Source organism: Deinococcus cellulosilyticus NBRC 106333 = KACC 11606 (assembly GCF_007990775.1).
Lineage (GTDB): Bacteria > Deinococcota > Deinococci > Deinococcales > Deinococcaceae > Deinococcus_C > Deinococcus_C cellulosilyticus.
In genome coordinates this window covers 487,898-511,064 of record NZ_BJXB01000001.1, presented here as the reverse complement: position 1 = coordinate 511,064, position 23,167 = coordinate 487,898, and the positions used below count along the sequence as shown (strand labels likewise).

At 56.1% G+C, this 23,167-nt stretch carries 29 protein-coding genes; 2 read left to right on the top strand and 27 right to left on the bottom strand.

The genetic code is table 11. From position 1 onward, the window contains the following. From DC3_RS02310 to DC3_RS02285, 6 genes are all read right to left on the bottom strand, one after another. A partial coding sequence (locus DC3_RS02310; protein ID WP_222594676.1) for a hypothetical protein occupies positions 1-457 on the bottom strand: 457 nt, incomplete at its 3' end. Further along, positions 454-1,545, bottom strand: coding sequence for a baseplate J/gp47 family protein (locus tag DC3_RS02305; RefSeq protein ID WP_146881966.1), 1,092 nt, complete (start codon positions 1,543-1,545; stop codon positions 454-456). The genes DC3_RS02305 and DC3_RS02310, both read right to left, overlap by 4 nt. Continuing rightward, a complete protein-coding gene (locus DC3_RS02300) occupies positions 1,542-1,913 on the bottom strand; it encodes a DUF2590 family protein (protein ID WP_146881965.1) in 372 nt (123 codons plus the stop codon). Before DC3_RS02300 ends, DC3_RS02305 begins: the two co-directional genes overlap by 4 nt. Next, complete coding sequence (locus DC3_RS02295; RefSeq protein WP_146881964.1) at positions 1,910-2,545, bottom strand: phage baseplate assembly protein V; 636 nt, start codon at positions 2,543-2,545, stop codon at positions 1,910-1,912. Before DC3_RS02295 ends, DC3_RS02300 begins: the two co-directional genes overlap by 4 nt. After that, positions 2,542-3,273: a hypothetical protein gene (locus DC3_RS02290; protein ID WP_146881963.1), complete on the bottom strand. Its 732-nt coding sequence runs from the start codon at positions 3,271-3,273 to the stop codon at positions 2,542-2,544. Before DC3_RS02290 ends, DC3_RS02295 begins: the two co-directional genes overlap by 4 nt. Next, complete coding sequence (locus tag DC3_RS02285) at positions 3,270-3,893, bottom strand: hypothetical protein (RefSeq protein ID WP_146881962.1); 624 nt, start codon at positions 3,891-3,893, stop codon at positions 3,270-3,272. The genes DC3_RS02290 and DC3_RS02285 overlap by 4 nt, the downstream gene beginning before the upstream one ends. 115 nt (positions 3,894-4,008) lie before the next feature. Between DC3_RS02285 and DC3_RS02280 the strand changes: the two genes are divergently transcribed. After that, the gene (locus DC3_RS02280) at positions 4,009-4,551 is read left to right on the top strand and encodes a hypothetical protein (RefSeq protein ID WP_146881961.1); all 543 of its coding nucleotides are present in this window, start codon (positions 4,009-4,011) and stop codon (positions 4,549-4,551) included. Here the strand turns inward: DC3_RS02280 and DC3_RS02275 are convergent. Genes DC3_RS02275 through DC3_RS02225 form a run of 12 tightly spaced genes read right to left on the bottom strand, consistent with a single transcriptional unit; the run spans position 4,537 to position 13,879 of the window. Next, positions 4,537-7,350, bottom strand: coding sequence for a phage tail tape measure protein (locus tag DC3_RS02275; protein WP_146881960.1), 2,814 nt, complete (start codon positions 7,348-7,350; stop codon positions 4,537-4,539). The genes DC3_RS02280 and DC3_RS02275 overlap by 15 nt on opposite strands. Positions 7,351-7,389: 39 nt before the next feature. After that, positions 7,390-7,539, bottom strand: coding sequence for a hypothetical protein (locus DC3_RS28905; protein ID WP_186815778.1), 150 nt, complete (start codon positions 7,537-7,539; stop codon positions 7,390-7,392). A gap of 20 nt (positions 7,540-7,559) precedes the next feature. Beyond that, a complete protein-coding gene (locus tag DC3_RS02270; protein WP_146881959.1) occupies positions 7,560-7,853 on the bottom strand; it encodes a DUF6848 family protein in 294 nt (97 codons plus the stop codon). 31 nt (positions 7,854-7,884) lie between these two features. Further along, positions 7,885-8,322: a hypothetical protein gene (locus tag DC3_RS02265; RefSeq protein WP_146881958.1), complete on the bottom strand. Its 438-nt coding sequence runs from the start codon at positions 8,320-8,322 to the stop codon at positions 7,885-7,887. Positions 8,323-8,330: 8 nt separating this feature from the next. Continuing rightward, a complete protein-coding gene (locus tag DC3_RS02260; RefSeq protein ID WP_146881957.1) occupies positions 8,331-9,743 on the bottom strand; it encodes a DUF2586 family protein in 1,413 nt (470 codons plus the stop codon). After that, positions 9,743-9,940, bottom strand: coding sequence for a hypothetical protein (locus DC3_RS02255; protein WP_146881956.1), 198 nt, complete (start codon positions 9,938-9,940; stop codon positions 9,743-9,745). Before DC3_RS02255 ends, DC3_RS02260 begins: the two co-directional genes overlap by 1 nt. Next, the gene (locus tag DC3_RS02250; RefSeq protein ID WP_146881955.1) at positions 9,933-10,445 is read right to left on the bottom strand and encodes a hypothetical protein; all 513 of its coding nucleotides are present in this window, start codon (positions 10,443-10,445) and stop codon (positions 9,933-9,935) included. Before DC3_RS02250 ends, DC3_RS02255 begins: the two co-directional genes overlap by 8 nt. Then, the gene (locus DC3_RS02245; RefSeq protein ID WP_146881954.1) at positions 10,442-10,930 is read right to left on the bottom strand and encodes a phage virion morphogenesis protein; all 489 of its coding nucleotides are present in this window, start codon (positions 10,928-10,930) and stop codon (positions 10,442-10,444) included. Before DC3_RS02245 ends, DC3_RS02250 begins: the two co-directional genes overlap by 4 nt. Next, positions 10,924-11,376 (bottom strand): gp436 family protein, encoded by a 453-nt coding sequence (locus DC3_RS02240; RefSeq protein ID WP_222594675.1) that lies wholly within the window; start codon positions 11,374-11,376, stop codon positions 10,924-10,926. Before DC3_RS02240 ends, DC3_RS02245 begins: the two co-directional genes overlap by 7 nt. Before the next feature lie 23 nt (positions 11,377-11,399). Further along, positions 11,400-11,813, bottom strand: a complete 414-nt coding sequence (locus tag DC3_RS02235; protein ID WP_146881952.1) for a hypothetical protein — start codon at positions 11,811-11,813, stop codon at positions 11,400-11,402. Further along, complete coding sequence (locus DC3_RS02230) at positions 11,813-12,667, bottom strand: phage major capsid protein (RefSeq protein WP_146881951.1); 855 nt, start codon at positions 12,665-12,667, stop codon at positions 11,813-11,815. The genes DC3_RS02235 and DC3_RS02230 overlap by 1 nt, the downstream gene beginning before the upstream one ends. A gap of 3 nt (positions 12,668-12,670) precedes the next feature. After that, positions 12,671-13,879, bottom strand: a complete 1,209-nt coding sequence (locus DC3_RS02225; RefSeq protein ID WP_186815775.1) for a phage protease — start codon at positions 13,877-13,879, stop codon at positions 12,671-12,673. Between the two features lie 136 nt (positions 13,880-14,015). Between DC3_RS02225 and DC3_RS02220 the strand changes: the two genes are divergently transcribed. Then, entirely contained in the window at positions 14,016-14,945 is a 930-nt protein-coding gene (locus DC3_RS02220; protein WP_146881949.1) for a hypothetical protein, read from the top strand. On the opposite strand, the gene DC3_RS02215 is transcribed toward DC3_RS02220, so the two are convergent. From DC3_RS02215 to DC3_RS28900, 9 genes are all read right to left on the bottom strand, one after another. Further along, complete coding sequence (locus DC3_RS02215; RefSeq protein ID WP_146881948.1) at positions 14,937-16,040, bottom strand: phage minor head protein; 1,104 nt, start codon at positions 16,038-16,040, stop codon at positions 14,937-14,939. The two genes, DC3_RS02220 and DC3_RS02215, sit on opposite strands and share 9 nt — an antisense overlap. Continuing rightward, positions 16,040-17,545 carry a phage portal protein family protein gene (locus DC3_RS02210; RefSeq protein WP_146881947.1) on the bottom strand — a complete coding sequence of 502 codons (1,506 nt, stop codon included), beginning with the start codon at positions 17,543-17,545 and terminating at the stop codon, positions 16,040-16,042. The genes DC3_RS02215 and DC3_RS02210 overlap by 1 nt, the downstream gene beginning before the upstream one ends. Before the next feature lie 3 nt (positions 17,546-17,548). Next, the gene (locus DC3_RS02205; protein WP_146881946.1) at positions 17,549-18,937 is read right to left on the bottom strand and encodes a terminase large subunit domain-containing protein; all 1,389 of its coding nucleotides are present in this window, start codon (positions 18,935-18,937) and stop codon (positions 17,549-17,551) included. Beyond that, positions 18,934-19,434, bottom strand: coding sequence for a phage protein Gp27 family protein (locus DC3_RS02200; RefSeq protein ID WP_186815774.1), 501 nt, complete (start codon positions 19,432-19,434; stop codon positions 18,934-18,936). The genes DC3_RS02205 and DC3_RS02200 overlap by 4 nt, the downstream gene beginning before the upstream one ends. A 786-nt stretch (positions 19,435-20,220) precedes the next feature. Beyond that, positions 20,221-21,666: a hypothetical protein gene (locus tag DC3_RS02195; protein ID WP_146881944.1), complete on the bottom strand. Its 1,446-nt coding sequence runs from the start codon at positions 21,664-21,666 to the stop codon at positions 20,221-20,223. A gap of 64 nt (positions 21,667-21,730) precedes the next feature. After that, positions 21,731-21,967 carry a hypothetical protein gene (locus tag DC3_RS02190; protein ID WP_146881943.1) on the bottom strand — a complete coding sequence of 79 codons (237 nt, stop codon included), beginning with the start codon at positions 21,965-21,967 and terminating at the stop codon, positions 21,731-21,733. Next, positions 21,964-22,302 carry a hypothetical protein gene (locus DC3_RS02185; protein WP_146881942.1) on the bottom strand — a complete coding sequence of 113 codons (339 nt, stop codon included), beginning with the start codon at positions 22,300-22,302 and terminating at the stop codon, positions 21,964-21,966. The genes DC3_RS02190 and DC3_RS02185 overlap by 4 nt, the downstream gene beginning before the upstream one ends. Next, the gene (locus DC3_RS02180; RefSeq protein ID WP_146881941.1) at positions 22,302-23,006 is read right to left on the bottom strand and encodes a glycoside hydrolase family 73 protein; all 705 of its coding nucleotides are present in this window, start codon (positions 23,004-23,006) and stop codon (positions 22,302-22,304) included. Before DC3_RS02180 ends, DC3_RS02185 begins: the two co-directional genes overlap by 1 nt. Further along, positions 23,003-23,167, bottom strand: coding sequence for a hypothetical protein (locus DC3_RS28900; protein ID WP_186815773.1), 165 nt, complete (start codon positions 23,165-23,167; stop codon positions 23,003-23,005). Before DC3_RS28900 ends, DC3_RS02180 begins: the two co-directional genes overlap by 4 nt.

Below are 23,167 nucleotides of genomic sequence, written 5' to 3'. Positions count from 1 at the left end.
TTCTGTCGGGGTAGAGGATCACACTGAACTCCGCCCATGCATCCGGTTCGTCCTCGTAGTGCTCGATGATCCGGCACGGGTGAACGGCGTCTGGTCCTGCATAGCCCATCTGGTGCAGCATCAGGAGCATTCCGGGTTTGGTGCCTGCCAGTTCCCAGAAGGGAAATGCCCCGTTCACCCTGGACACCAGGGCGTCGCTGTTTTCCCCAGTGAACCTGGACAGACGTTTGCTTGCAGCAATGGCGTCCAGTCCTGCAGGAGAACTGAACCGCGCGAACCAGGACAGCACCATGTCCACAGCTGCGATCTGGTGCTGGGTGAGCCCATAGGCCAAGAGACGCACCAACTGGTCCATGATCCCTCCTGCTGCAGGCAACCGTTCAGGGGGCAGCAGCTTCAGAAGATAGGCTTTCACCTGGGCTTCCAGCTCAGGATTCTGGGGATAGACAGTGATCATGCCAGGACCACCGTGATGGTCCCTGGCACGATCATCTGCGTTTCAGTGCAGGTCACAGGGGCCAGTGAGGGCAGCACCACACCATAGATATTTGGGTCCTTAGGGGTGCCGTAGATCGCGTCTGCCACGGCACTGGGGTAGTAGGTCTGCCCAGGTCCCAGGCTGTTCAGGACTGCCAGGATGATGGCCTCAAAGTCATCTGCTGTTCGGGGGTCTGCAGGGTTCCGGTAGATGGTTACCGTTTCATCTCTGGACACAGGTGCAGGTGCCAGGACCCTCAGATTGGTGGTCAGGGCACGCACGTACTCCAGGGCGTCACGGACCTCCTGTCTTTGCTCATTGGTGGGCATGCCTGTGGGTGGGGCCACATACACGTCCACACTGCCCTGACCGTTCGGGTGCTGGTCCCTCACCAGCACTTTAGTGATGCCTGGGACGCTTAATGCAGTCAGGATGTACTTGTCTTTGATCGACCCGTTACTGAGAGCAGGCCACCTGAGCAGGCACCTGGTCCGCAAAGACTCATCGGTTTCGGTGTCCACACCCAGCTGGGTGAGCCAGTCTGCACTGTTGGTCACTCCAGTCACGCCAGACACCACGGTCACCAGCGTCTTCACCCGGTTGGCAACAGTGATGTTGTACTTGCTTCCAGTCTCTTCAGCAACCACAGGCAATTTACCGCCTGGGACAGTCAAAGTGGTGTCCTGTGATACGATGTATTTCAGGACGTTGCCCTGACCATCGGGCAGGGTCTGAACAATGTGCCCTGCGGGGATCAGAACTGGCTGACTGACCGTCACGTCCAGTAGACCTTCTGCACTTCTCTCCTGGATGCGGGAGAGGGCAAGACCTGCAGCGTGCTCGTCCAGGTAGGCTCCAGTGGCATACAGCACATATCCCATAGGACTCAGCAGAGAGATGAGTTTACGGGCATCCTGTCCCGTCTGGGCCGCCAGTTCCACGTAAGTCGTCCAGACGCTGAACTCATCCTGATTTTGGATGGGGCTGGTTTCTGGGAGGGCAGACAGCAGCAGATCCACCAGGTCCTGCAGGAGTGGCACAGCAAACTGCACCTTGTCGATGGTCATGCCAGGGCTCCCATCATCAGACCAAATTCCAGCAGGGTCTGGTCCGTGAGGGTCACGGTGACCTGAACCTGGAAGCGTCCGGGACCCAGCACAGTGACCTGGCAGTCAGCAGTGCGGACACGGGCATCGTTCTGGCATTCCAGCTCGATTTCCTGTTCCAGTTCCAGGATGGTCAAATCGGTGAGTTTGCCCTGCACGTAAGGCAGAAGGTCAAAGCCCGCAGCTGGATGAGCCCAGTGTGCCCCTTTGGGGCAGAGCAGTCTGGCCTTCAAATCCTGGATCACCACATCTGCATCACTGATCATCACGGGCTGTCCTCTGCTGTCCAGCACGATGTCACCGTTTTCCCACAGCAGATCCTGGATCATATTGCCCTCACGGTCTGGCTGCCGTTGGTGGGGATGGTTTCACGCGGGGCAATCACCCCGATGGGGGTGAGACCACTGACCACCACATCTCCCAGGCATGCGAGTTGCTTGCCCTCTGGTCCTCCCAGCTGGATGTCTCCACTGTTGACCAGCACAGTGTTGGCTGTGATTTCTGCCATTCCTGAGATGGTGATACTCAGACCAGGGTTGCCTTCTTTCAGCTTGATTTCGCCTCCGCTCCAGAGGATGATGCAGTCTCCGGGTGATACAGAGGGCAGATAGAATCCATCGGGCAGGAAGCTGTGCACGTATGGAAAGGCGGCGTTTCCGTCAACAAACCCGACCAGACAGACGGCCCCAATGTCTGGCAGGCAGAAGATGCCCCGATTGTGGCCTGCCCACTGCACGGGCAGGGACACGTCCAGGAGCACATCACGTTCTGGATCGTTTGAGCCGTCTGGCAGGATGGGCTGCACGTCCACGCTGTAACGGCGTGGGCCAGAGGTGGGCTGGACATCTCCAGCGTCCCCGTGGACTGCAGTCACCTTGCCTCTGAGGGGCACATGGGTTCTTGCAGGTAGCTCAGGGTAAAGCTGACTGATCAGGTTGCGGAAGATTTCTTTGAAGTTCATACGGGCATCACCGTCATTTCTGTCAGGGTGTTCTTGCTGAATTCGGTGTCCAGACGGGTGATTCTGGCTTTCCCGGTGAACAGAGGATGCTGAATCTGGACACGGTGAGACACCCTGAGCCACGGCATGCCCAGGGTTTTCACCGTGAACCCTCCGCCGTACGTGCGTTTCAGCAGAATGATGTTCTGTCCGTGCACCAATTCGGCTTGCACTCCGGTCTGGGCGTGTGGACTGGTCTGCTCTGGTCCGGCGTAGAGGGTCCCTCCATCCAACTCCAGCAGCACATGGTCGATGGCCCAGTCCTGCAGGACCTTGGTCAGCACCTGATAGGCAGCACCAGGGCGGTAACTGTAATGGCGTCTTCGAGCACCTTTCAGAGCACTCTGCAGCTTGCCGCCACACTGACCTGTGATGAATTGCAAAACCGTCTGCAGGTCCGGGTCTTGGAAACTCTGGGGCTTGAGGACCTTTCGCCACTCAGGAAGCCCACGGGCAAGTGCCTGACCGTACTCCTGCACGTCAGACTCCGGGCTGTCCACGGTGCCCTCGAAGAGGGTCCAGCTGCCTTTTCCCTTGTAGCCTGCAGTGCATTCGACTTTGCCAGACAGTGCAGAAGACTGAATGGTGGCCTGTCTCCAGGGTAACTCCAGGGTGCTGGTGACCTGCAGGCTTGTGAGGGTCTTGCCGTTCACCAGTGCGAAGGGTTCAGACAGCTCGAAGGTCTTCATTTCTTCCACCCGAACATGGTTCCCAAGGGGTCCTGTTTGAGGTTTTTATGGTCGGTTTTGGCGTCATTGATGGCTTGCTGGATGATGGGGTTCTCTGCTGTGCCAGAGTTGCTTCCACTTCCATTGCCATCGTTGCCACTTTTGCCGTCCGCTCCAGTCCCGTTGTTGCCCGATCCGGTCCCAGCACCTGCAGCTGCTTTGTCTTTCTCTTCAAGCTTGGCGGCTTCCATGTCATACTCACTGAAAGAAAGATCTGCAATGGTGCTGCCTCTGGCATAGTCATCGCGGGTGGTGAGTCCCTTGAAGATCAGGCGTTTCACTCCTCTGGCATCGAGGTGCCGATTGATCACCCGGACCCCTTTGGAAGCCAGACTGGAGGAATAACCCTTGAAGATCTTTTCCAGGGCTTTGATCTCAGCGTCCCCACCCAGGAGTTCCACGGTGATTCGGATGGTGGCTTCTTCGTAACCCTTGATCAGGTTGGTGCTGCCTGACTTCCCATCCGTTTTCTGTTTCTCCAGGCGGAGTTCACCTGACACCTCAATGCCTGTGACTGTACCGGGCACCAGGTGGACCCCGATCTTGACAGCCTGCTCATCTGGTTTCAGGTATTCACCCATGTGTGTCTCCCAAAAGCAAAACCCCGAGATCGCTCTCGGGGTCGCTAAACTTCGTCTTATTCATGGTAGCGAAACCAGCACGGCATTTTGTGGAGATATCCACTAGACTCTTCTCATGCCCAAATGGATGATTGTGATTCCCTTTCTGGTTGGTTCTGCCCTTGCAGGTTCAGCTGAATTCAACAAGATTGTGACTTATCTGAAGACTGCTCCTGCAACAAAAGGGGTCATGAAATTTGAACAGAAGACCTACACATCCCAGGGCATGAGCACCAATGGCCTCACCCTGAAAGTAAAGGCCAAAGATGACAGTTTGAATCCTGTGCAGCTTTACACTGTGGTCAATGCCAAGAAAGCCGTCACAGGCTTCCGTTTCAAGGTCTCTAACCTCTCCGATGGTGCTGTTTACAGTCTGGTTTACACTGCAGCTTTAATGCCGATACTCTGTCTTGCTCTTCCTGAGAACAGCCCCGGCACTGATTGGATGGGACAGAAGCTGAACGATGCAATCAACAAAGGGAATGCCGAATTCGAGAAGGAATTCGGCGTGTTCACCTGGAATGTTCAGTCTGCTGGAAAAACCTTAATCTTGGAAGTCACCCGGTCAGATGCACCTGGAGGAAAAGCCTGGGAGAATTACTGCTCATTTCTGAAGTGACTGCAGGAACTGAAAGAACGCGGCCATCTGGTCCTGGGTGGTCCCTTCAGGCATCTGAAAGACAATGGTGTTGCCTGTGACGACCAGTCCTGCAGCGGCCTGACCAGTTGCCTGGTCCTGTTTGCTGTTCTGGTTGTTGGTCCTGGGTTCACGAACCTCCAGGGGGGTTGTGGAAGGGGCCATGCTGGTGATTTGTTCCTCAACATCTGGCACAGGGTTCTTGCTGGTGATTTCAGCCACTTCAGGCAGTGCAGGGACACTGATGCTCTGGACGGACTGCAGGACCTGTTGTGTGGGGTTCAACTGCTGGGCTACAGAGGGCTGTTTCACGGCTGCAGGAGCCTTGCTGGATGCCATGCTCACAGCAGGCAGGGTCAGGGCTGCAGCTCCCAGCAATCCGACGGTCATCTTCCGGGTGGCATTGAGGGCCATCCGGGTTCCCTTCTGGATACCAAGGGTGAGGCCATCCATCGCATAAGAGCCCAGTCCAGCAAACACACGGCTGGGTGAGTGGATGTCCCACTTGTCCTGCACGGTGGTGGTGACCTGATCGGCTGCATTTGCTGCTGCAGCCTTCGCGTTGGGGTTCTTCACCAGTCCTCCGGTGATGCCTTCCACGATGTTCCAGCCGAGGTTTGCAGCCCCTTGTTTGAGGTCAGCCCACTTGCCCTTGATGCCATCCCACAGGTTGCTGATCCAGGTCTTGCCGATGTTCAGCCACTCTCCAGCAAGGTCCCAGAGTTCTCCCATTGCGGCTTTTACGCCTTCCAGGATGGCTGGACCCCAGTCCATCACTGCATCCACCATGGGTTTCAGCAGGTTGTTGTCCCAGATGGTGGTGATTCCGTCCCCTGCCTGCTCCAGACCCAGTTTGATCAGGTTCATGTCCCCGGTGAAGATGCCTTTGAGGATGTTCATGATGCCTGCAGTGAGGGTCAAGATGCCTGCCCAGGTGTTCACGAAACCTAGAGCGACATCTGCCAGGACTAGGCCAATGAAGGTCATGGCGTACACCACGCCGTAAATGATCTTGTCCAGGGTGTCTTTCCAGAAGGAGCCCCACTTGCTGAGGTCCTTGGCCTGGGAGTCCAGCCCAGGGGTGCCAGAGGAAAAAACGGTCATGAGTTGCACCCAGGCCAATCGAACCCCAGCCCACGCTTCCTCCAGGGGTTTGAAGATTCCCTTGAGGGCAGCACGGACCTTGTGGCTGGTCTGCCACATGTATACGAAAGCCCCTGTCACGGCCAGAATTCCGGTGACCCACCATGTGATCGGGTTTGCCAGAATTGCGGCAGTAAACGCCCATGCGGAACGTGCGGCCTGCAGCAGTGCCTGCTTCAGTCCCATCAATGCAATCTGGTTCAGGCTGGTGGCTCCCCCAAAGAGGGCCATTTGAGCTGCAGTGGATGGGATGAATCCCCCTGTGATGCGTGCGATCAGGGCGTTTCTGAGGGCCAGTACTTGCAGTTTGGCAGCGGCCAGGTGCCCCTTGAGGATCACCAGTCCTGCACTGGCGTTTGCCATTGCGAAGCCGAACACCCCCAGGGTGAGGATGGTTCCACCCATCGCAAGGGTCAGCAGGCTGATTGCCAGGGCACTGAACATGACGAGCCTGACCAGAAAGGGGTGTTTCTCGGTGAGGTCCAGCAGACCCTGGCCCAGTTTGCCCATCCATTTTGCAGCCCCACTGATCATGGGCAGGTACACATCCCCCATTGCCCCAGCGAAGTTCACGGTGCTGTTCCACAAGAGTTGCAGTTGTGTTCTGGTGGTGTTGATCCTGCCCTGGTATTCCTTCTCCATTGACCCGGCGTATTTTTGCTTGTCTGACACCAGTCCCAGGGCTTTGTAGTACACATCCAGAGATCCTGAGAGCTTGGCGATGTCATCTGCCCAGCCCACCCCGAAGAGGTCTGTGAGCACCAGCATTTTGTTGTCGGTCTTGTTGATGCGTTCCAGCACGTCCAGGATGGTGCCCTGAGGGTCTATTTTCATGTTGTCCTGGATCTCCTGAGCGGTCAGACCAATGATGGCAGCGGCTTCAGCAAATTTCGTCCCCTGCCTGGTCGCAGTCTGGAGACTGGGGATCAGACCCTGAGACACGGCACGGGCTGCAATTTCTGGAGGGGTCTTGAGGGCCAGGAAGGCGTTGCCCAGGGCTGCAGTCTGCATGGCCGTCAAACCTGCCTGCTTGCCCACCGCACCAGCACGGGACATGAAGTTCACCATGTCCCTGGCTCTGGCAGATGTGTTGTTGCCCAGATAGTTGATGGCGTCACCCAGCTGGACCACCCCATCCTCTGTCAGCTGGAAGATGTTCCTCATGCCTGCCAGGGCACTGCCTGCCTCTTCTGCAGTCATGTCGAAGGCAACCCCCATCTTGGCACTGTCTTCGATCATGGTCATGATGCCTTTTCGGGACGGCTCCAGCTTCGAGGCTGCAGCAAAAGACCCGATCTCTGCCAGGTCGGTGGCAACCATGGGGATCACGTTGGACATTTCGCGGATGTCATTGGTCATTTCCCGGAAGGCTTTCGGGCTTTCCAGCTCATCAAAAACCTTGCGGACCTCTGCCATTTTGTCCTCAAGTTTGATGGCTTCGTTTGCACTGAAGATCAGCGGGGCAGCCAGACCCACCCCGGCTCCCATCACTCCAGCTCCGGTCTGCATCATCCGCATGCTGCGGTCCACACGTTCAGCGTGGTTCTCCAGTTCCTGCAGCCGTCTGATGGGTTCCTGCAGGGGACCTGAGAGGCGATCCACCAGATTGATCAGGACTTGTAGGTTAAATGCACTCATGTCTCTCCTGAACAGGAAAAAGGCAGGACTCTCCTGCCTTTAACCCATTGCTTTGGTGATCTTGTTGGAGAGCAGGGTGGTCAGCTCTCCATAGAAACGGCTCTCCATCCACTCTGCTTGCCGGAACTGCTGGTGAAAGGCTTCCCAGTCATCTGACGGTTCTTGCCGGAGCCAGTAGCGGATCAGCACCACCCGCTGCTCGAAGGCACTTATTCCATCGTCACCTTTTTTGCTTCCACCCCGTAACCGAGGTCTTCCAGGATGCGGCCTGCAGCCTGAGCAGCGTAGCCGGGTTTCTCTTCCACAGCGGCATTCCAGGCGTCTTTGTCTTCAGGCAGGATAGTGTCAGCACAAAGCTGCAGGCTGGCTTTGGGCATGTTCTTGCCTGCACCAGAGAAGTAGGCTCCGACCACCGGGGTGGTGGGTTCACGGAAGCGGAAGCGTTGTACGGTGTCGTTGGTGTCATCGCTGATCTGGATGGTGATGGTGCGGTTTTTGTTCATGGTGTGTGCTCCTTAAGGGTGCAAAGAGGGCTCAGAATGCAGGAACGCCGTCATTGATGATCTGGCCGAGAATTTCAAATTCCACCTTCACATCAATGTTTTCGTCTTTCTCAGCGGCTTTGAAGTCACGCTTCTTGAACTTGCAGAAGGTGAGTTCGTCGGTCTTGATGTTCCCTTCTTCATCCCGGTAAGAGATGGTGATGGGAAACGGTTTGATCAGGTAGAAGCCTCCGGCTTCTCTGGCTTTCTCCAGCAGGCGGTTGTACTCCACGCGACGCATGCTCACGTCCCCTGCAGAGGTGTACTGCCCCTGACCGTAACCACGGGTGCCGCGACCTGCACCCTGACTTCTGGACACGGGCATCTCATCCCCGTAGTTGATCTCCGAGCCGTCCAGCATGATGCCGTGCAGCAGGTGGATGGAGATGTCGCCCCAGTCGTAGTATTTTCCGTTCAGCTTGATTCCCATGTTTTACCTCAGGCCGACTGACCGGTCAGCAGCGGGTTCTCGTAGCCCACCTTCAGCACGATTTCTTTGGAGTAGGCGAACGGCACCACCCTGAATTCCACGATGATTTGACGGGTGGAGAGGATGTCCTGTCCTGGAGGGATGATGATGGTGGCTTTGACCAGTTCTTCCCGTGCGGCCATCAGCTCGAAAGCAGCGTTGCTGGTGGCAAGCATGTAGGCCAGGGACTCTTCGATGTTCAGGGGATTCACTTTGCCCTGCACCTGGTCCAGCCAGATCTGGTGCTGCAGGGTCATGACTTTGTTCATGACGCGGACGTTCATGATGGTGCTGTAGTCGCTGGACGGGTCGGCCATCGTGCGGCCTTCCACGAAGAACAGTCCGTTCCTGCCCTGGTGCTTCATCAGTGCGACATAACCGAGTTCGTCGAGGGCCAGGGCGTGGCCGTTGTTGTAGGAACTGGCTTTGCCGTAGGTGCCTGTGGTGAAGGGGCTGACCACGCTGAGGCCAGTGATGGAACCCTTACCGACGTGGGCAGGGTTGTCTGCAATGTTGATGCTGCAGAGCCTTCCCATGTACCAGTTGGCAGAGTTTCTTTCGATCTGCAGGCCGCTGGGGTCCACGACTTCCGCCCAGGGTGCAACCACGGACACGTCCTTGCTGGTGAAGCTGGAGCGGTACCCGGCCAGGGTGGTGACCCAGGTGTCTACGTTGCTGCCAGGGCCAGGGGCTTCACACAAGGAGTGGGTGTACTTGTGCTTGTTGAAGGCATCTTCCACCACAGCTGCAGCCACAGCCCAGAGGGAGTTGTCCCCTGGCTGGGCGAAGTGAATGAACTCCATCAGATAAGGGGAATCCACCAGCACCTGAGCGGCAGCCTGGAGATCTCCAATGGAAGCAGTTGGGGCAGTCACGGTGAACTTGTAGGTGGCTCCTACGGTGTAGCTTCCTGCGGCAAAGGTGATGGTCAGGCCACGTCCGGGAATGGCGAAAGAGGCAGCCAGGGTGTAGCTGCGACTCCAGGTGTCCCCACCGTCCAGGGTGTACTGGAACTGTCCTGCACCCAGAGCACCGGATTTGGTGACCTTCACCTGGACCTGCAGGGCTTCGGTGGACGTGGTGCCCAGGGTGACTTCAGGACTGGAAGGGTTGCCCACAGCTGGAGTGATGGAGCCGTTTACGGTGGCAGCTGCAGGCACAGCGTAAACCACACCACCTGCTTTTCTCAGCTGGGTGATCACCGCGTCTGCCAGAGGGCCACGACCCAGCACACCGGGCACAGCACCCTGATCGACCAGAATGTAAATCTGGTTGGGGGTGCCGCTGGTGCAGACCCCAACAATGCCCCGCTTGCCGTCTGCGGTGGCTGGAAGGGTACCCAGACCACCGTCTTGCTTGACCACTGTGACGCCTGGAAGCATTATTTCTCACCTTTCTGGGCAGGGACCGTGGGGCCAGTCAGCCACGCCTTCAGTTCCTTCTTGAATTGGGCTTCAGTGATCGGATGCCCGAACGCCCAGCCTTTGCGGAGCAGCAGGCCATCCAGTTGCCATTTGGGAGTCTGCAGGCGATCAGCGATCACCTCAATGCTTTCGGTTTGGGGTTTGTTCTCACTCATTGGGGTTCCCTCCAGCGATCCGGCGTTGCAGGATCACGGTGATGTCGATCAGTTCTGTGTCGTTGTAGATGCTTGCTGTGGTGGTCAGGATCAACCCCACCCGGTTGGCTTTCAGCAGGGTCCCGTCCGCTTCCACCCAGCTGATCTGCATGGGGTCCTGGAAGGTGATGGGTTCACCCGTCTCAGGGTCATTCAGCTTGTGGCTGGACAGCCAGATCAGGAAGTTGGAAAGCAATTCCTCTGTGGCCTTCAGCCCTTGATGGCAGAAGATCTCCAGGTTGAATTGCACGGTGGCCTGCCAGAGGACCTTCCGCCCATGGGTGATGCTGCCCCTGGTGGCTTTGTTCACATACTCCAAGGGTGCCAGGACGGTGCTGATGCTTGCCCCGGTGGTGCCAGACATGGTTTCTCCCAGAGGGGTTTGCAGCAGGATGTTTGCCTTGTTGATCCCTGCAGCAACCAGCCCGTTGACCAGGTGCTGCCGGGTGAGTTCGATGTGCTTCACAGCGTTCCCTCCAGGAAGCGGGTGACGGTTTTCTCAATGAGCACTTGGTCTGCCTGATTGATGCCCATGAACGGACGTGCAGGCACGTTGGACTTGTGCTCTGGGCCACTTCCGAAGTTGTGCAGTCGGGCGTATTTCACGTTGGTTCCCCACGCGATTTCTCCACCACGCACACGCCACTGGATGGAGTTCATCAACTGGGCACTGACAATCAGGATCTTCATCTTGGCAACCCGTCTGGCTGCAGCTTTGCGGAGCTGTCCCTTTTTGGTGTAGGCTTTCGACCCACCCAGTCGGGCTTTGATGGTCACAGGAGAAAGGGGCTTCCAGGGTTTCCCGTCCGGGTCCACCTGGTCCCCAAACCGCTTCTTTGTGCTGGTCACCATGCCTTCAGCGATGACCTTGCTGGGTTTCTCCAGTTGCCCGGTGCTGAGGCGTCTCAGTTCCCGCTGAAGGTGATCGAGTCCCTGAATGGGCACTACCATCCCCTCCGTTCACGGGTGACCACGCTCATGCCTGTGGAGCCCTGTGGGGACTCTTCGGGCAGGGTGATGCTCGTCAGAAGCACTTCACCTTTGCTGATCTTCTCCAGCCACTTGATGGCGTCCGTGTAGTTGGTGCGGATCAGTTCATCGGCACTGTCAGGTGCAATCCCTTTGCGGGACCAGACCTTGTACACGGCGATGTTCAGAACCTTTTCTTTCAGGGACTTTGGAGTGGAGGACAGGGGCAGGGGGTAACGCACAGCCAGGTAGCTGTCAGCTTCTTCAGAGGCTCCTTCCAGAGCCTGCATCACCCGGTCATACTGCGGGTTCGGAGCCTGCTGGGTGCTGGGGGTGAGGTCCAGTTCCCCGGTGCCCTCATCGTCAATCTTGCTGAGCAGCACGTCAGGTTGCATGTAAGTTGTGAGGTCAGCAAGATTCACGTACACAGGGCACCTCCTTCCGGGTGGGGTTACTGCTGGGTCTGGGTTTCGGGCTCAGGGGTCTGGGCAGGCTCAGTCTCCTGGGGCTCAGGGGTTTCCTGCAGGCCAGAAGGTTCCTGTTCTGGTTCTCCTGCAGGCTCAGAAGGGTTTTCTTCCTTCCACTTGTCCCGTGAGGCTCGTACTTTCTGTAGCTTTTCCTGGTCCAGCCCAGAGAGCTGGGCCAGATCGTCATCGGCAAAAGCCACCAGTTGCTTGTAGGTTTCGATCCCTGCAGCAGCCAGGATGCCCCGTGCAGTGAAGTTGTTGGGCAGCTTCTTGTCCTGGGGCACCAGGCCAGTGGGAGCGGGTGGCACCTGGACCAGCGGGGTCTTGCCGGAGTCAGCAGCTGCCAGTGCCACTGCAGCTGCTAGGAGTCGATGACGCCTGAGGGTGCCAATGCCCATTACTGGGTCACGACCTTCACAACACCCTGCTTGGTTCCGCCTGCACAACGGCGGTACAGGTGGGCCACGAAGTAAACGTGCACAGCGGCCACGATGCTGTTCACCAGAATGTCCTTGTCGGTCTCTACTCCGATGCCATCGTTGTACCAGAGGGCCAAAGCACCTTTTTTGAGCACCAGGGATTCATAGGTGTTAGGGGCTCCGGCGTTCACGGTGCAACGGTCAGAGACCATCACGGGGATGCCACCGTAACGGGGCAGTTTCCCGTCTCTGGGATCGACCAGCAGGGGGCGGCCATCGGCATCCTTCTCTTTGAGCATGTCACCATAGACTTTGCTGTGGCAGACGATCAGCTCAATGTTTTCCTGTTCATCGCCCCACTTGAGTTTGGCGTCCACGTAGGCATCCCAGTGCCAGGTCTTGGTGGCCCGACCCGTGATGTCCAGGCTCAGACTGGTGGTGGAAGCAGCGGTGATCAGGGCTTTGTCGAAAGTGCGGTAAGCCCCTTCAGCCATCTGATTGGCAGCTTCCTGGTAAGGGTCACCCACAGCAGCCATCTGAGCCCAGTTGGTCACCTCGAATGCCTTACCTGCATGCTGCACGGTGCTCTCATCAGCAGCACTGGTGATCTGTGCGGGGGTCAGGGCGTCCCCATCGTTTGCCAGGGTCTCGAACTCACCCAGGCTATTGAAGTAAGGGACCTGCACCTTCTCGCCCAGCGTCTCACTGGACAGACCTGGGTTGGTCACCACGGCTCCAGTGCCATACAGGGCTTTGCGTCCTGCGAAAGTGGCAGACAGGGTGTCGGCCAGGACTTGAGCGATGAAGAGTTGTGCTTTGGTGGTTTTAGCCATGGATTACGCCTTCCTTTGTTTGCTGAGGGCAACGAGTTCGGTGTACTTGTCGGGGTTTTCCTGATAGATGGCGGCTTTCTCCAGGCCACTGAGGGCCATGAATTGCTCCACCGTCAGGTTGCCGTGGGGCTGCACTTCGTCGGTGTGGTTGCCACCCACGATCTTTGGAGCAGTTGCCAGGAAAGCACTGAGGGCTTCCATGCTTTGCTTCTCTGCCCATTCCTTTTGGGCAGGGGACAACTTGTGATCCACATGGATGGCCTGGTGGATGATGCGGGCTTTCTCTGCAGCCTGCAGGGATTCCACCTGGGCAGAGAGGGCACCCACACGTTCATGGCTCTGCTGCCATGCGGACAGCACACCCAGCCCAGCTTCCAGGGTTGGAGCCCCGGTGAGATCCTGGACTTTGGTCGCGAAGCCGGACAGGGCAGCAATGCCTTTCAGGGCATCGTCCTCTGTGGCAAAGGTGGTCTGGCCCATTGCCAGGGCAGGGGTCAGGGCGGACAGGGCAGTGAGGATTCTCTTCATGTTTTCTCCGTTTGGCACAGGCAAGTACGCTTTGCGTGCCTCTTCAGCGGTTTCGTCAAACTCGACCTGATCCCCGACCAGGTGGTAGCCCACCCGGAAGGTCTTCCAGGTGTCCTCCTGGGTCCACAGCTCGAAAATCACGTAATCGGTAAAGATTTCCGTGATGCTCAGGCGGCTGGTGAACTGCTTGCGGAGGGCAGACCCGATCAGGGAATGCAGGTCTGAAATGCTCATGGACAGGGCCACCAATGGACTCTGGTTTTTGATGGCAGGGATGTTCACCAGGGCGAAGTTGTAGAAGGTGGTGATCTCACGGGTGTCCGGCTCGAACAGGAACAGAGGCGAGAAGTAGCGGTATTCTCCAGCCTCGATGTGCCCTGCAGCCTTTTCAGTCCAGCGGATGTCCACGGCATACAGACCGTCTTCACGGGCTTCCAGGCGGAACGCTGCAGCACTGGGCACAGCAGTCCCGGTGTTCTGGATGGCTTGCAGCATGCCGTGTTCATAGTCAGCACTCAGATCATTGCCCTGTTCCTGCCAGTAGCTGACAATCCGCTGGGCTCCCTCTGGGGTGAGGTAAAAAGGTCCTTTGTTGGTGTCCGTTTCCCCATAGGCAAACATGCGGATTTCAGTCGGGGGGGTGTTTCCGACTGGGATGACCGACAGGGCTGTGCGTCTTTGCATGTGTCTCCTAACGAAAAAACCACCCTCGCGGGTGGTCTGGGATGGAACAACTATGCTCAGGGTACAGAAATTTTTGGGGATGTTCTTGGAGATATCCATTTAGTCCGTCCACCAGTAAATCCGGTAAAATTTGTGCATGGATGAAGATATCGGTGGAAAGAGGTCGGAAAAAATTCGAGAGCAGAAAACCGTACATGATTCAGTTAATACATGGATAAATAGTCAAGGCTATCCACTCGAATTTAAAACAGCTCGAATATTAAAAAAATGTGGCCTCGCTACTCAACAGGGGATACATATTAGTGATAATGGGAATGCAAGAGAGATTGATGTAATTGCAAATAAAGTTCTCCTAGAAGAATTTTCTGTTTGCTTTGAATACATTATAGAGTGTAAGAATATCTCCGAAAAACCTTGGATTATTTTTGATAGTGAAGATTATGTATTCTCGGAGAGCTACCACTTTAGATATATCTCTGCCAATATTCTTGCGGCTAGAGCTTTAAGAAACTGCCTGGAAACTTATGACTTTAAACGTTCTCGTTTATTTACATTCCCAACAGGATTTGGTATTACATCCATGACAAACAGTGGCAAAGATAACTCTTACAATTCAGTGCAATCAGTTTGTGGTAACACTTTGTTGAGGAAAGAGTTGTTTGATAGAATTCGGAATGAAAAATCCTATCCCATTGTTTCAACTATATCCGTTCCTCTTATAGTTGTGGAAGGAAACTTGTTTAGGGCAACTTATGATGATACCTTGGACACCATGATAGCTACTGAGGTCAACACAGCAAAATTACTTTGGAATGGATCAAACAAAACGGACAATCCCATTATAGTCGATGTAGTTAATGTAAGATTTCTAGAGAATTATATCAATGAAAGAATAGGCGAAATCGATAGTCTTTTAGCAGTTGTATCGACAGAAAGTATTAAGCAAATCGCATTTTTAGAAGAATACTACAAATTCCACTTAAGAGCACCGGGAAACGATGCCGCAAAGAAACGAGAAAAACAAGTTGATGATCTATTGAATAATGATATTAAAAGACTAAGCTGAAATATTGGAGAATCTCAAAAAGCCCTGCCTGACTTCTCCAGCCTTTTCTTCTGGCAGGACGTGGATGCTGATCACCACTCCCCGATGGCTCTCCACGACCACCAGCAGGGTTTCGTCCCCATCCTGGTAGCTGGAGATGTGCCGCTGTCTGTAGACTAGCGTCCCTTTGCTGCTCTGCATGGGCATCAGCCAGATCTCTGCTGGGTTCTCCAGGGTCTCCTGCAGGACCTCACCCGTCACCCCTGCAGGAAGTGGGGCAATCTCAGGATTGTAGATCAGCACAGTGTCCAGTGGGTCCGACACTATTTGACGTGTTGCTGGTGTAGCCTGAGGGTTTCTGGGCAGCGGACGGGCAGGCAACTGGGCAGGCAACCCATACCCTTTGACTGCAGTTGGGGCATTGCCGTTCCAGGCTGGGGTCCAGGTGCTTGCTGCAGCACCCTGGGCCACACCCTTTCCAATCTCATTGGCCCATTCTCCCGCTTTCGGCATGGTGCCCCACCCAGGGCTGGCCTCCACTCCAGCAGGGGCGGCTTTCAACTGGGCATCTCCTGCAGGGATGGCACGAATGCTGGACCTGCACCTGGGGTGCCTCGGAGGATGATTTTTGATCCAGAACGGATCATCATGGGGCAGGGTCGTGCCGTTCAGTCTCCTGCAGATGTCTGAAGTCCGGTCATCCCTGATCGCAACGAACACCCATATGGGACGCTCTTTCAGGACATCCGGGTCGGTCATCTGCCTGAAACGTCCGGCCTGATATGCAGACTGAATGTTGTTTTGAAAGATGGTCCCCATGCGATTGTTGATCTGGGCCGTGGTGGTGGGACCCTGACCAGAAGCTTTCCAGGCCGCTTCCAGCCTGGGTTTCATTTCCTTTTTCCACTCAGCAAAGGACTTCCCTTCTTCAAGTGCCTTCAGCAGGCTCTTGTGCACGTCCCCGATCAGGTCCAGCTGACTGGTCCCGGAGATGAAAAAAGCCTTGCGTCTGGCATCCTGGGACAGGGTGCTCCACTCCGAAACGGTGACCGGAACCCTGTCCCTGAACCAATTGATGGCGTCATGGGGTGCCTGCTCAAAAGGGTCCCAGGTCATCAGGCATCCTCGATCACGGCCAGGCGTCCGGCGAGATGGGCAGCCAGTTGTGCAGCTTCCAGAATCTCCGCGTGCTCACCCGGTCTTGCGGCTGCTGCGATCATGCCTAATCGGGTCTGGAAATCTCCAAAATCGCTGGTGTCCTCCAGGGCAGAGAGCACGGCAAGCACCGTGTCTTCTCCAGCGGCTTTTAAAGCCTGTCCAATCAGGTGATCCGTGTAGAGTTGCCCTCGATGGACTGGAGACAGCTCTGTGCCCATCAGGGCCATCAGACGACCCGTGGCCTTCCCTTTGGCAGGTGGTTCTGTGACAGGATCTGGAGTGGCCGGATCGACAGCAGGCTGGGTGACAGGGATGCCTGCCTGTTCCAGCAATGCATCCACATCTGGGTTCATCCCTGCAGCCCTGAGTTTCCCTACGGCATCTGCGAGTGCTCCCATCGCCTCTGCCTTGGTCTTCTGGGCTTCCGCCACGGTCTTTTCATCGGCTGGAGGGGTGGTGTCCCATCTGGCCCAGGGCACGGGTGTGCCTGCCCCAAAGTTGTACATCACCCACCAGGGCAGGACCTGCTGGTGCAGCCAAGTGCTCATGTACTCCCCGTCCGCGTCTACGATGTCCCCACGGATCAGGTTGTGCACCTGGGCAGCAGCAAAGCTCCCACTGGTGACTTCTGTGGTGAGGTTCTGGCCCAGCACCGTGATGGCAATCTCGATGTTCGCCCAGGAGATCTGGTCCTGGAAGCTGCTCCAACTTCGGGCCGTGGCCTCCAGAAGTTTCACGTCATACCCAGGGGGCAGGGCAATGCTGGTGTCCCCAGCCAGGGCAGAGAGGTCATCGGCCATGCTGTCCCGCTCAGGGGCGGAACTGGCCCCGATGCCCACCCGCATGGGGTTCCCGTGCACCTCATTGAAGGTGCTCCAGTCTGAAACGCTGAACTGGGCTGCCAGGAAAGGAAGGGCCAGGGATCTCACCAGGGCTCCGGTCCAGGGTCTCCGGCGTCCACCGGGACTGAAGAGTGCCCACTTGCCATCACCCGGCTGGACTGGGATCTCAATTCCGGACTGTTGCCGGACATACCACTGTTTCAGCAGGGGATCGAACCGCTGCAGGGATGGGTGCCAGGTCTTGATGACTGGAATCCAGCGGCCATCCTTGCTGGTCCACTCGAATTCCACCAGCACGGCTCCAGCACTCCAGCCGTAGATCTGCAGCTCCTGCAGGGTGTCCTCTGGAAAGAAGCCCCACAGGTCCGCTTCCAGGTGCTTGAGGACCGTTTTCCCTGCCCCTTCAAACTCCACATCAAGGGCTTGCAGGGCACGGGACCGGACGCCCAGCACCGATTGGATGCGGCCATAGCCCAGCAGGGCGTCAATCAGGAGCCCTGCCCTGGACCAATTGCCCATGAACATGGCAGCCAGAGCCTGGCGGACCATCGGAGGGGTCCATTCGGTGAAACTGCGAACGCTGGGTTCGTCAAAGGTGATGATCTGGGGTTTCTTGCTCATGGCTTACCTCCGGCTGCTCTTGCGACGGCTGGACTGGTAGTAGATCTGGGAGCCCTTGGCTGCCCTGAGCCCCAGGGCCATGGCCCAGAACCGGTCCGCGTGTCCGTCCTTGTCTCGTTCACCCTCAAAACGGGCATTGCCGCTTGTGGTGGTGGTTTTCTTGATTTTGGTGATGTCCCGGCGAACCACTTCAGAAGAAGGCAACCGGATCGACAGGTCCTGAAAAGACCTCAGGGTGGTGATTGCCATGTCTTCTTTGATGGTGTTGTTGAAGGTGACGGCTTCCACCTTGAAGGTCCCGAAGTCCTCTTGGGCGTCTTCTGCCAGTTGAGACCCGATTCCCCCTGCATCCAGGCAGGCACGGAACACATGGGGCAGCAGGAAGGACAGCCACTTGAACTGGTAGCGGTACTTCACGGTGTGCAGCTCAATGATGTACCGGGTGAAGTAGGTGTTGCCAATTTTCTCAAACAGCCAGTAGACGGTCAGGTCTTTTTTGCGACCCACGTCCTGGCCCAGGAAGTAGGTGCCGGGTGGGATGTTCAGGTAAGGGGTGTACTCGTCCAGGGGAATGTGGTGGATGTCTTCACCTTTGATCACGATGGGCAGGGGCAGGGTTTTGTCTTCACACAGCTGGATCATGCTGTAGGTGATCCAGGAGGTTTTGCCGTCCAGGGGGTTACACATGAACTCCTGCTCGAAGGTTTCAGGGTCTCCTGCAATGTCCTGGCATTCCTGCAGGAACTGGGCTTTCTCTTCTTCGGTGGCCGGACGGTCCAGCTTCTTGACCTTTTCGACCAGGCCGTCATCAATGGCCCTCTGGATGGTGCAGGTGTGCAGGGACCAGCCACCTTTGCCTTCCCGTGCTTCTTCCACCATGCGGTAGAAGCGGCTGTCTTTGCCGTTGTGGGAAGAGAAAACCCGGATGGGGTAACCCCAGAGGATGGCAGGAGAAGCGGCCTTCCACATTTCGTCTGGCTGCTCGTGGAAAGCAAACTCATCCAGCACCACCTTGCCACCTTTGGAGCGGAAGCCTTTGGGGTTGCTGGAGAGGGCATAAATGCGGTGCCCGTTGGAGTATTCCACGCACAGGGCTTTGATGTCATCTTCGCTGTCAAAGACGATCTCACCCAGACTTTCAGCTGCGATGTGCAGGACCCTGGACCACATCTCGACATACCGGATGTACTCTCTGGCTGCACTGATGTCAGCGGAGGAAAAATAGACATCCATGCCACCATCTTTGGCAGCGTCCCGCACGTCCTCGTAAGCCTGAACGTAAGTCCAACCAACACGCCGGGACTTCTCTGCGATCTTGAGCCTGCTGGTGTCTTTCAGCCAGTCTTGCTGGTAAGGCAGAAAGAAGGAAGTTTTCTGGGGTTTCCTGCTCATCGCCTGAGCCCCAGCACTTCTTCTTCAATTTGATTGATGACATCTTCAGGGATGCCCCTGGAGCGGAGTCCTTTGCTGACTTCCTGGGCTGCTTCCTTGCTGAATTCGTGTTCGGTTTTCTGCAGGTTCATGGCAACCCGGCTGGCCTGAACTGCCACCCTCAGGGCTTTGTCCAGGGCAATGTCATCGCGGGACAGGTCGGTGTCATCCAGGAGCCGGAGGACCTTCATCACAATGCTGTTCATCAAAGCAGAGTGGATGCTTAGTTTTTTCCCGGTTGCCTTACTGATGGCTTCCATTTGCCTCTCGACTTCAATGCTTGCCTGGACACTGGGCATCAGGTGATTGGACCTGTGCCTGGAAAGGGAAGCCACACTGAGTTCCAGACCCCGGTACAGACACCAGTCCACGATTTCACCGTAAGTCCAGGGGTTGCCATCTTCATGTCGGGTCTCTCCAATCAGCATCATGTCGATGTCTTCCTGAAGGGGGGACATGCAGACTTTGCATTTTCTGGAGAGGAGTCCGGTTGGTGTGCTGTTTTCAGCCATCTGTCTCCCAAAGAAAAAGACCACCCGTCCGGGTGGTCCTTGCGTGTGGAACGCAGTTCTAATTGTGCTTATCGTACCCCTATAAATTCGTTGCGGGAGTGGACATCTCCACTTGAGCCAGAGACCCTAGGCTCTGAGGTCCATCCTGCAGCCCCAACTTGTAGACCGTCACCAGTGCCTGCAAGACTTCTTCGGCCAGGTCATGAGGCATTTCAGGCAACTGCTCAAATGCTGGAGTGACACGCATGTGTGCCAGTGCGTCAAGCAAAGAAGTTTGCACTGGAATGGGTTTAGTGTGCACGATTTCCTGTAACGAAAGACACATAGTATTATTCATATGAACTCCCAGCGGGTTCCTCCCACCATATCCAGGTCAGTTGTCGCAGACGGTCCTTGGAATGTGTGGGAGTTTTTTTGAACCCTTGAAAACCCATTCTAGAACACGGTTTCTTTTGGAACCATCCCCAAAATGGGTAGGGAAACAGCCTATTGGCGTGAGCGAAATTTTCAGATTCGCTCACGCCAAGGGGGAAAAGTGACTAAAAATGTAACGATGCAGGGGCAAAAAAAATCAGCACTTGCTGCACTGTTCGTAGGGCCACTGTAGAGGGGTGACTTTGGTGCCAGAGGGTGAAGCCGGAACAGCGGCTACCTGGGCACAGCTGACGAGAAGGCCGACGCTAACGACGAAACCGATAAGAAGGGATTTTTTGGACTTTTCCATACCACAGGTTAGCGTACATTTGACAGCTCCACCATCTCTGAAATTGCTTGGAAAACCCTTTTCTGAACAGGTTTGGCAAGGTCCTCAAAGTGAAGGCGGTATGCAGTTTTGATGGTGTTCTCCTCAAGCTTCTTGATGTCGTTTGTCGTGTGTAGTCCTGCCAGATATCGCTTGAGGGGAGCCAGAGGATAAGTGATGGGCATTCCAGAGAGGAAAACCCCTTCTGATCCCATCACCGCTGTAGGTTTATCTTTGCGGGGTGAGATGTGCAGGTGTCCTTCCAAAATGAAGGGCACAGAAGGGCAGAATTCCGCCACGAAAAATTCAAGCAGGGAACGCTGGTCAAACGTGCACACAGTCCAGGTTTCCAGCAGGGCGGAGATGTCCAGGGAAGAGAAAAGAATGGTTCTGGACCAGACTGATGACTGGATCAGAGCAAAGGTCCTGATGCACTTCAGCACATCCTCTTCAAAGGTCAGATCCTGCAACTGCTGAGCTGCATCCAGAGTTCTGGAGTCCCCAACCAAAGCCAATCCAAGCAGTCTGAGGGGCAGCACCAGCCTGTCTCTGGCAGGGTTGGGAGATGTGGGGTTGGGTTCGACCTTCAAAAGTTCCTGTAGCAGGGTGTTCTGGTTTTTCAAAATGCGAGGGCCACGGTGAACAGGGAATTTGGCTGTTGAGTAATCCAGCAGATTCCTGCAGGCAACCCACGCACACGCCACGTCCCGGATCTCAAGGTTGCTGATCTCTCCTGGGAGTTGTTGACCCCAGAGGGCAGCGTGGGCCATTTTCACGTTCGCAGGTGCATCCACCGGGACGGCTGTGCCACCCAGCACCAGGCTCCAGAACAACATGCGTTCACTGGCTGCCGTCAGAAAAGCACTGGCATTCTTGATGCCTGCAGCCTGACTGAACTTCTGGGCTGCCTGGTGCCAGGAGTTCTGGAAGAACAGAGCCCTGGCCTGCTGGAATTTGGCGTTTGCCAGAACGGTGTTCAGTCCAGTCAGCTCTGCATAGTGCTCTGCAGAAGTCAGGTATTTGGCGGCCTCTTCGGGTCGCTGGAGGGTGGTCAGCATGATGGCACAGGCAAAATCCAGATGGCAGCACCCCTCCAGGTCCGGGCCAGTGTCCACGGACCGCACAACGTTCTTCATCCACTCCAGGAACATTTCTTTCTGGGCCACAGTGGGAGTGCATTCCAGCAGGACACGTGCCAGGTAACCCTTAGCAAGCATCCCAGGTGTTTTTTCCAGTACGGCACGGGCTTCGCCATTTCGGTCCAGTTGGAATAAGAGCCAACCAATTCGTGCCAGAGCAACAGGACAGGGATCAGGCAAGGTCTGAAGCTGGCAGAGCATGTCCAGCAAAGCCAGTTCTCCAGCCTTGGTGGTTTGCACCAGGGTGGAATCGAATAGCCTGGGGATAGAAATGATGTGAAGCAGTTCAGTTTGCATACCAGGATCTGGCATTTACGCTAAACCGCTTACGGTTGGCGTGGGGTTGCCTTGGGGTTGTCACCTACTTCAAGCCGCTGAATACCTGTACCAGAGCAAGGATCAAAACCCCTAATGCCAAAAGGGTGCTGGGCACTGCCATCACCAGAATCACCCACATGGGTACACCCGGCTGGGGACGCTGGGCCACCATCTCCAGGGTCTTCTGCATCTGCTGGGTCCGCTCATCCAGGGTGCTCACACTGGACATCATGGTGACCTTCAGGGCACTCAGATCCTCCTGCAGGTCCTCCAAGGTCATTGTCGTCTCTGGAACAGGATGCCAGGATCGGTGGTGCTCCCCTCGACCAGGTCGGTGCCAGAGGGCAGCAACTTCACCCACTTGAAGTCCCCAGTGCCATCGTGGGTCCATTCGACCTGCACGTACCCTTTGTCTTCCAGGTAACGCAGGTTGGCACGAAGGTCCTCATCCCGTGGGAGGGTCTTCAGGTCTTCCATGGCGATCACCAGCACGTTTTTGTTCATGGTGGTGGGCTCATCAGGAGACAGGGCATTGTTGGCTGCAGCCAGATAGATCAGATGGAGGATCAGGCCGCGTCCGATCTTCAAATGGGTGGGGCTGGTTTGACGAAACATCAGTTTTTCTCCTTGCAGAGCTTGGCTTTACGGTCAAAAGAGCTGCAGAAAAGAGGGTCCAGCTTCCATTCGCTGGGGGGCACATTCAGGGCTTCCAGGCGCAAACCGTCAATGATGCCGTGCAGCTTTTTGGCATACCCTGGATCAGTGGCGTACCCTGCCCGTGCGACCTCACTGGCAAAGCGTTTCCCATCCTTGCGGTGCTGGAAAGCAGCAGCATATCGGGGGTTCACCTTCAGGAACGTGGCGTAATCGTAAAACGATCCTGCAGCACTGGGGTAGGAACGAAACTGGCTGGTCCAGCCTGTCTTCTGGCCGTTCACGTACTCTGTGTCAAATCTTGATACACATTTCGCCCAGGTGCCATTGCACTTGATCCCGAAATAGTTGTGATGCTGCTTTGCCAGATAGCTGCTGCCATACCCGGTTTCCAGGGCAGCCTGGGCGATCATGGTGCTCATGGGCACCCCGGTTTTGATGCTGACTTCGTGGGCCAGGGGAATGGCAGCCAGGATAAACCGAAAGCGTTGCATGTTGCTGGGGCATGGCTGTCCAGCCTTGCACTCCAGCACCCTGCTGACGCCCAGGTAAGCCTTTGCACCCTCAAACCAGAAGTTGGCTTTGGGACCGTAAATGGCAAACACCCCGGAGATCAGGGCAGTGGTGGCAAGGATGCCACCACCAATGGCTTGAGACTTGCTCATTTGGACCCCTGGGTGACAGCCTCGACCACCTCATCAATGGCGTCCGAAAGGTTCTTTTTGTCCACTTCAGACAGCCCAGTATTCTGGATGCGTCCTTTCAGCAGGTTGGCGGCCAGGCGGAGGGCCGTGCCGATCAGGATGTTTTTGAGGGCATTCAGCAT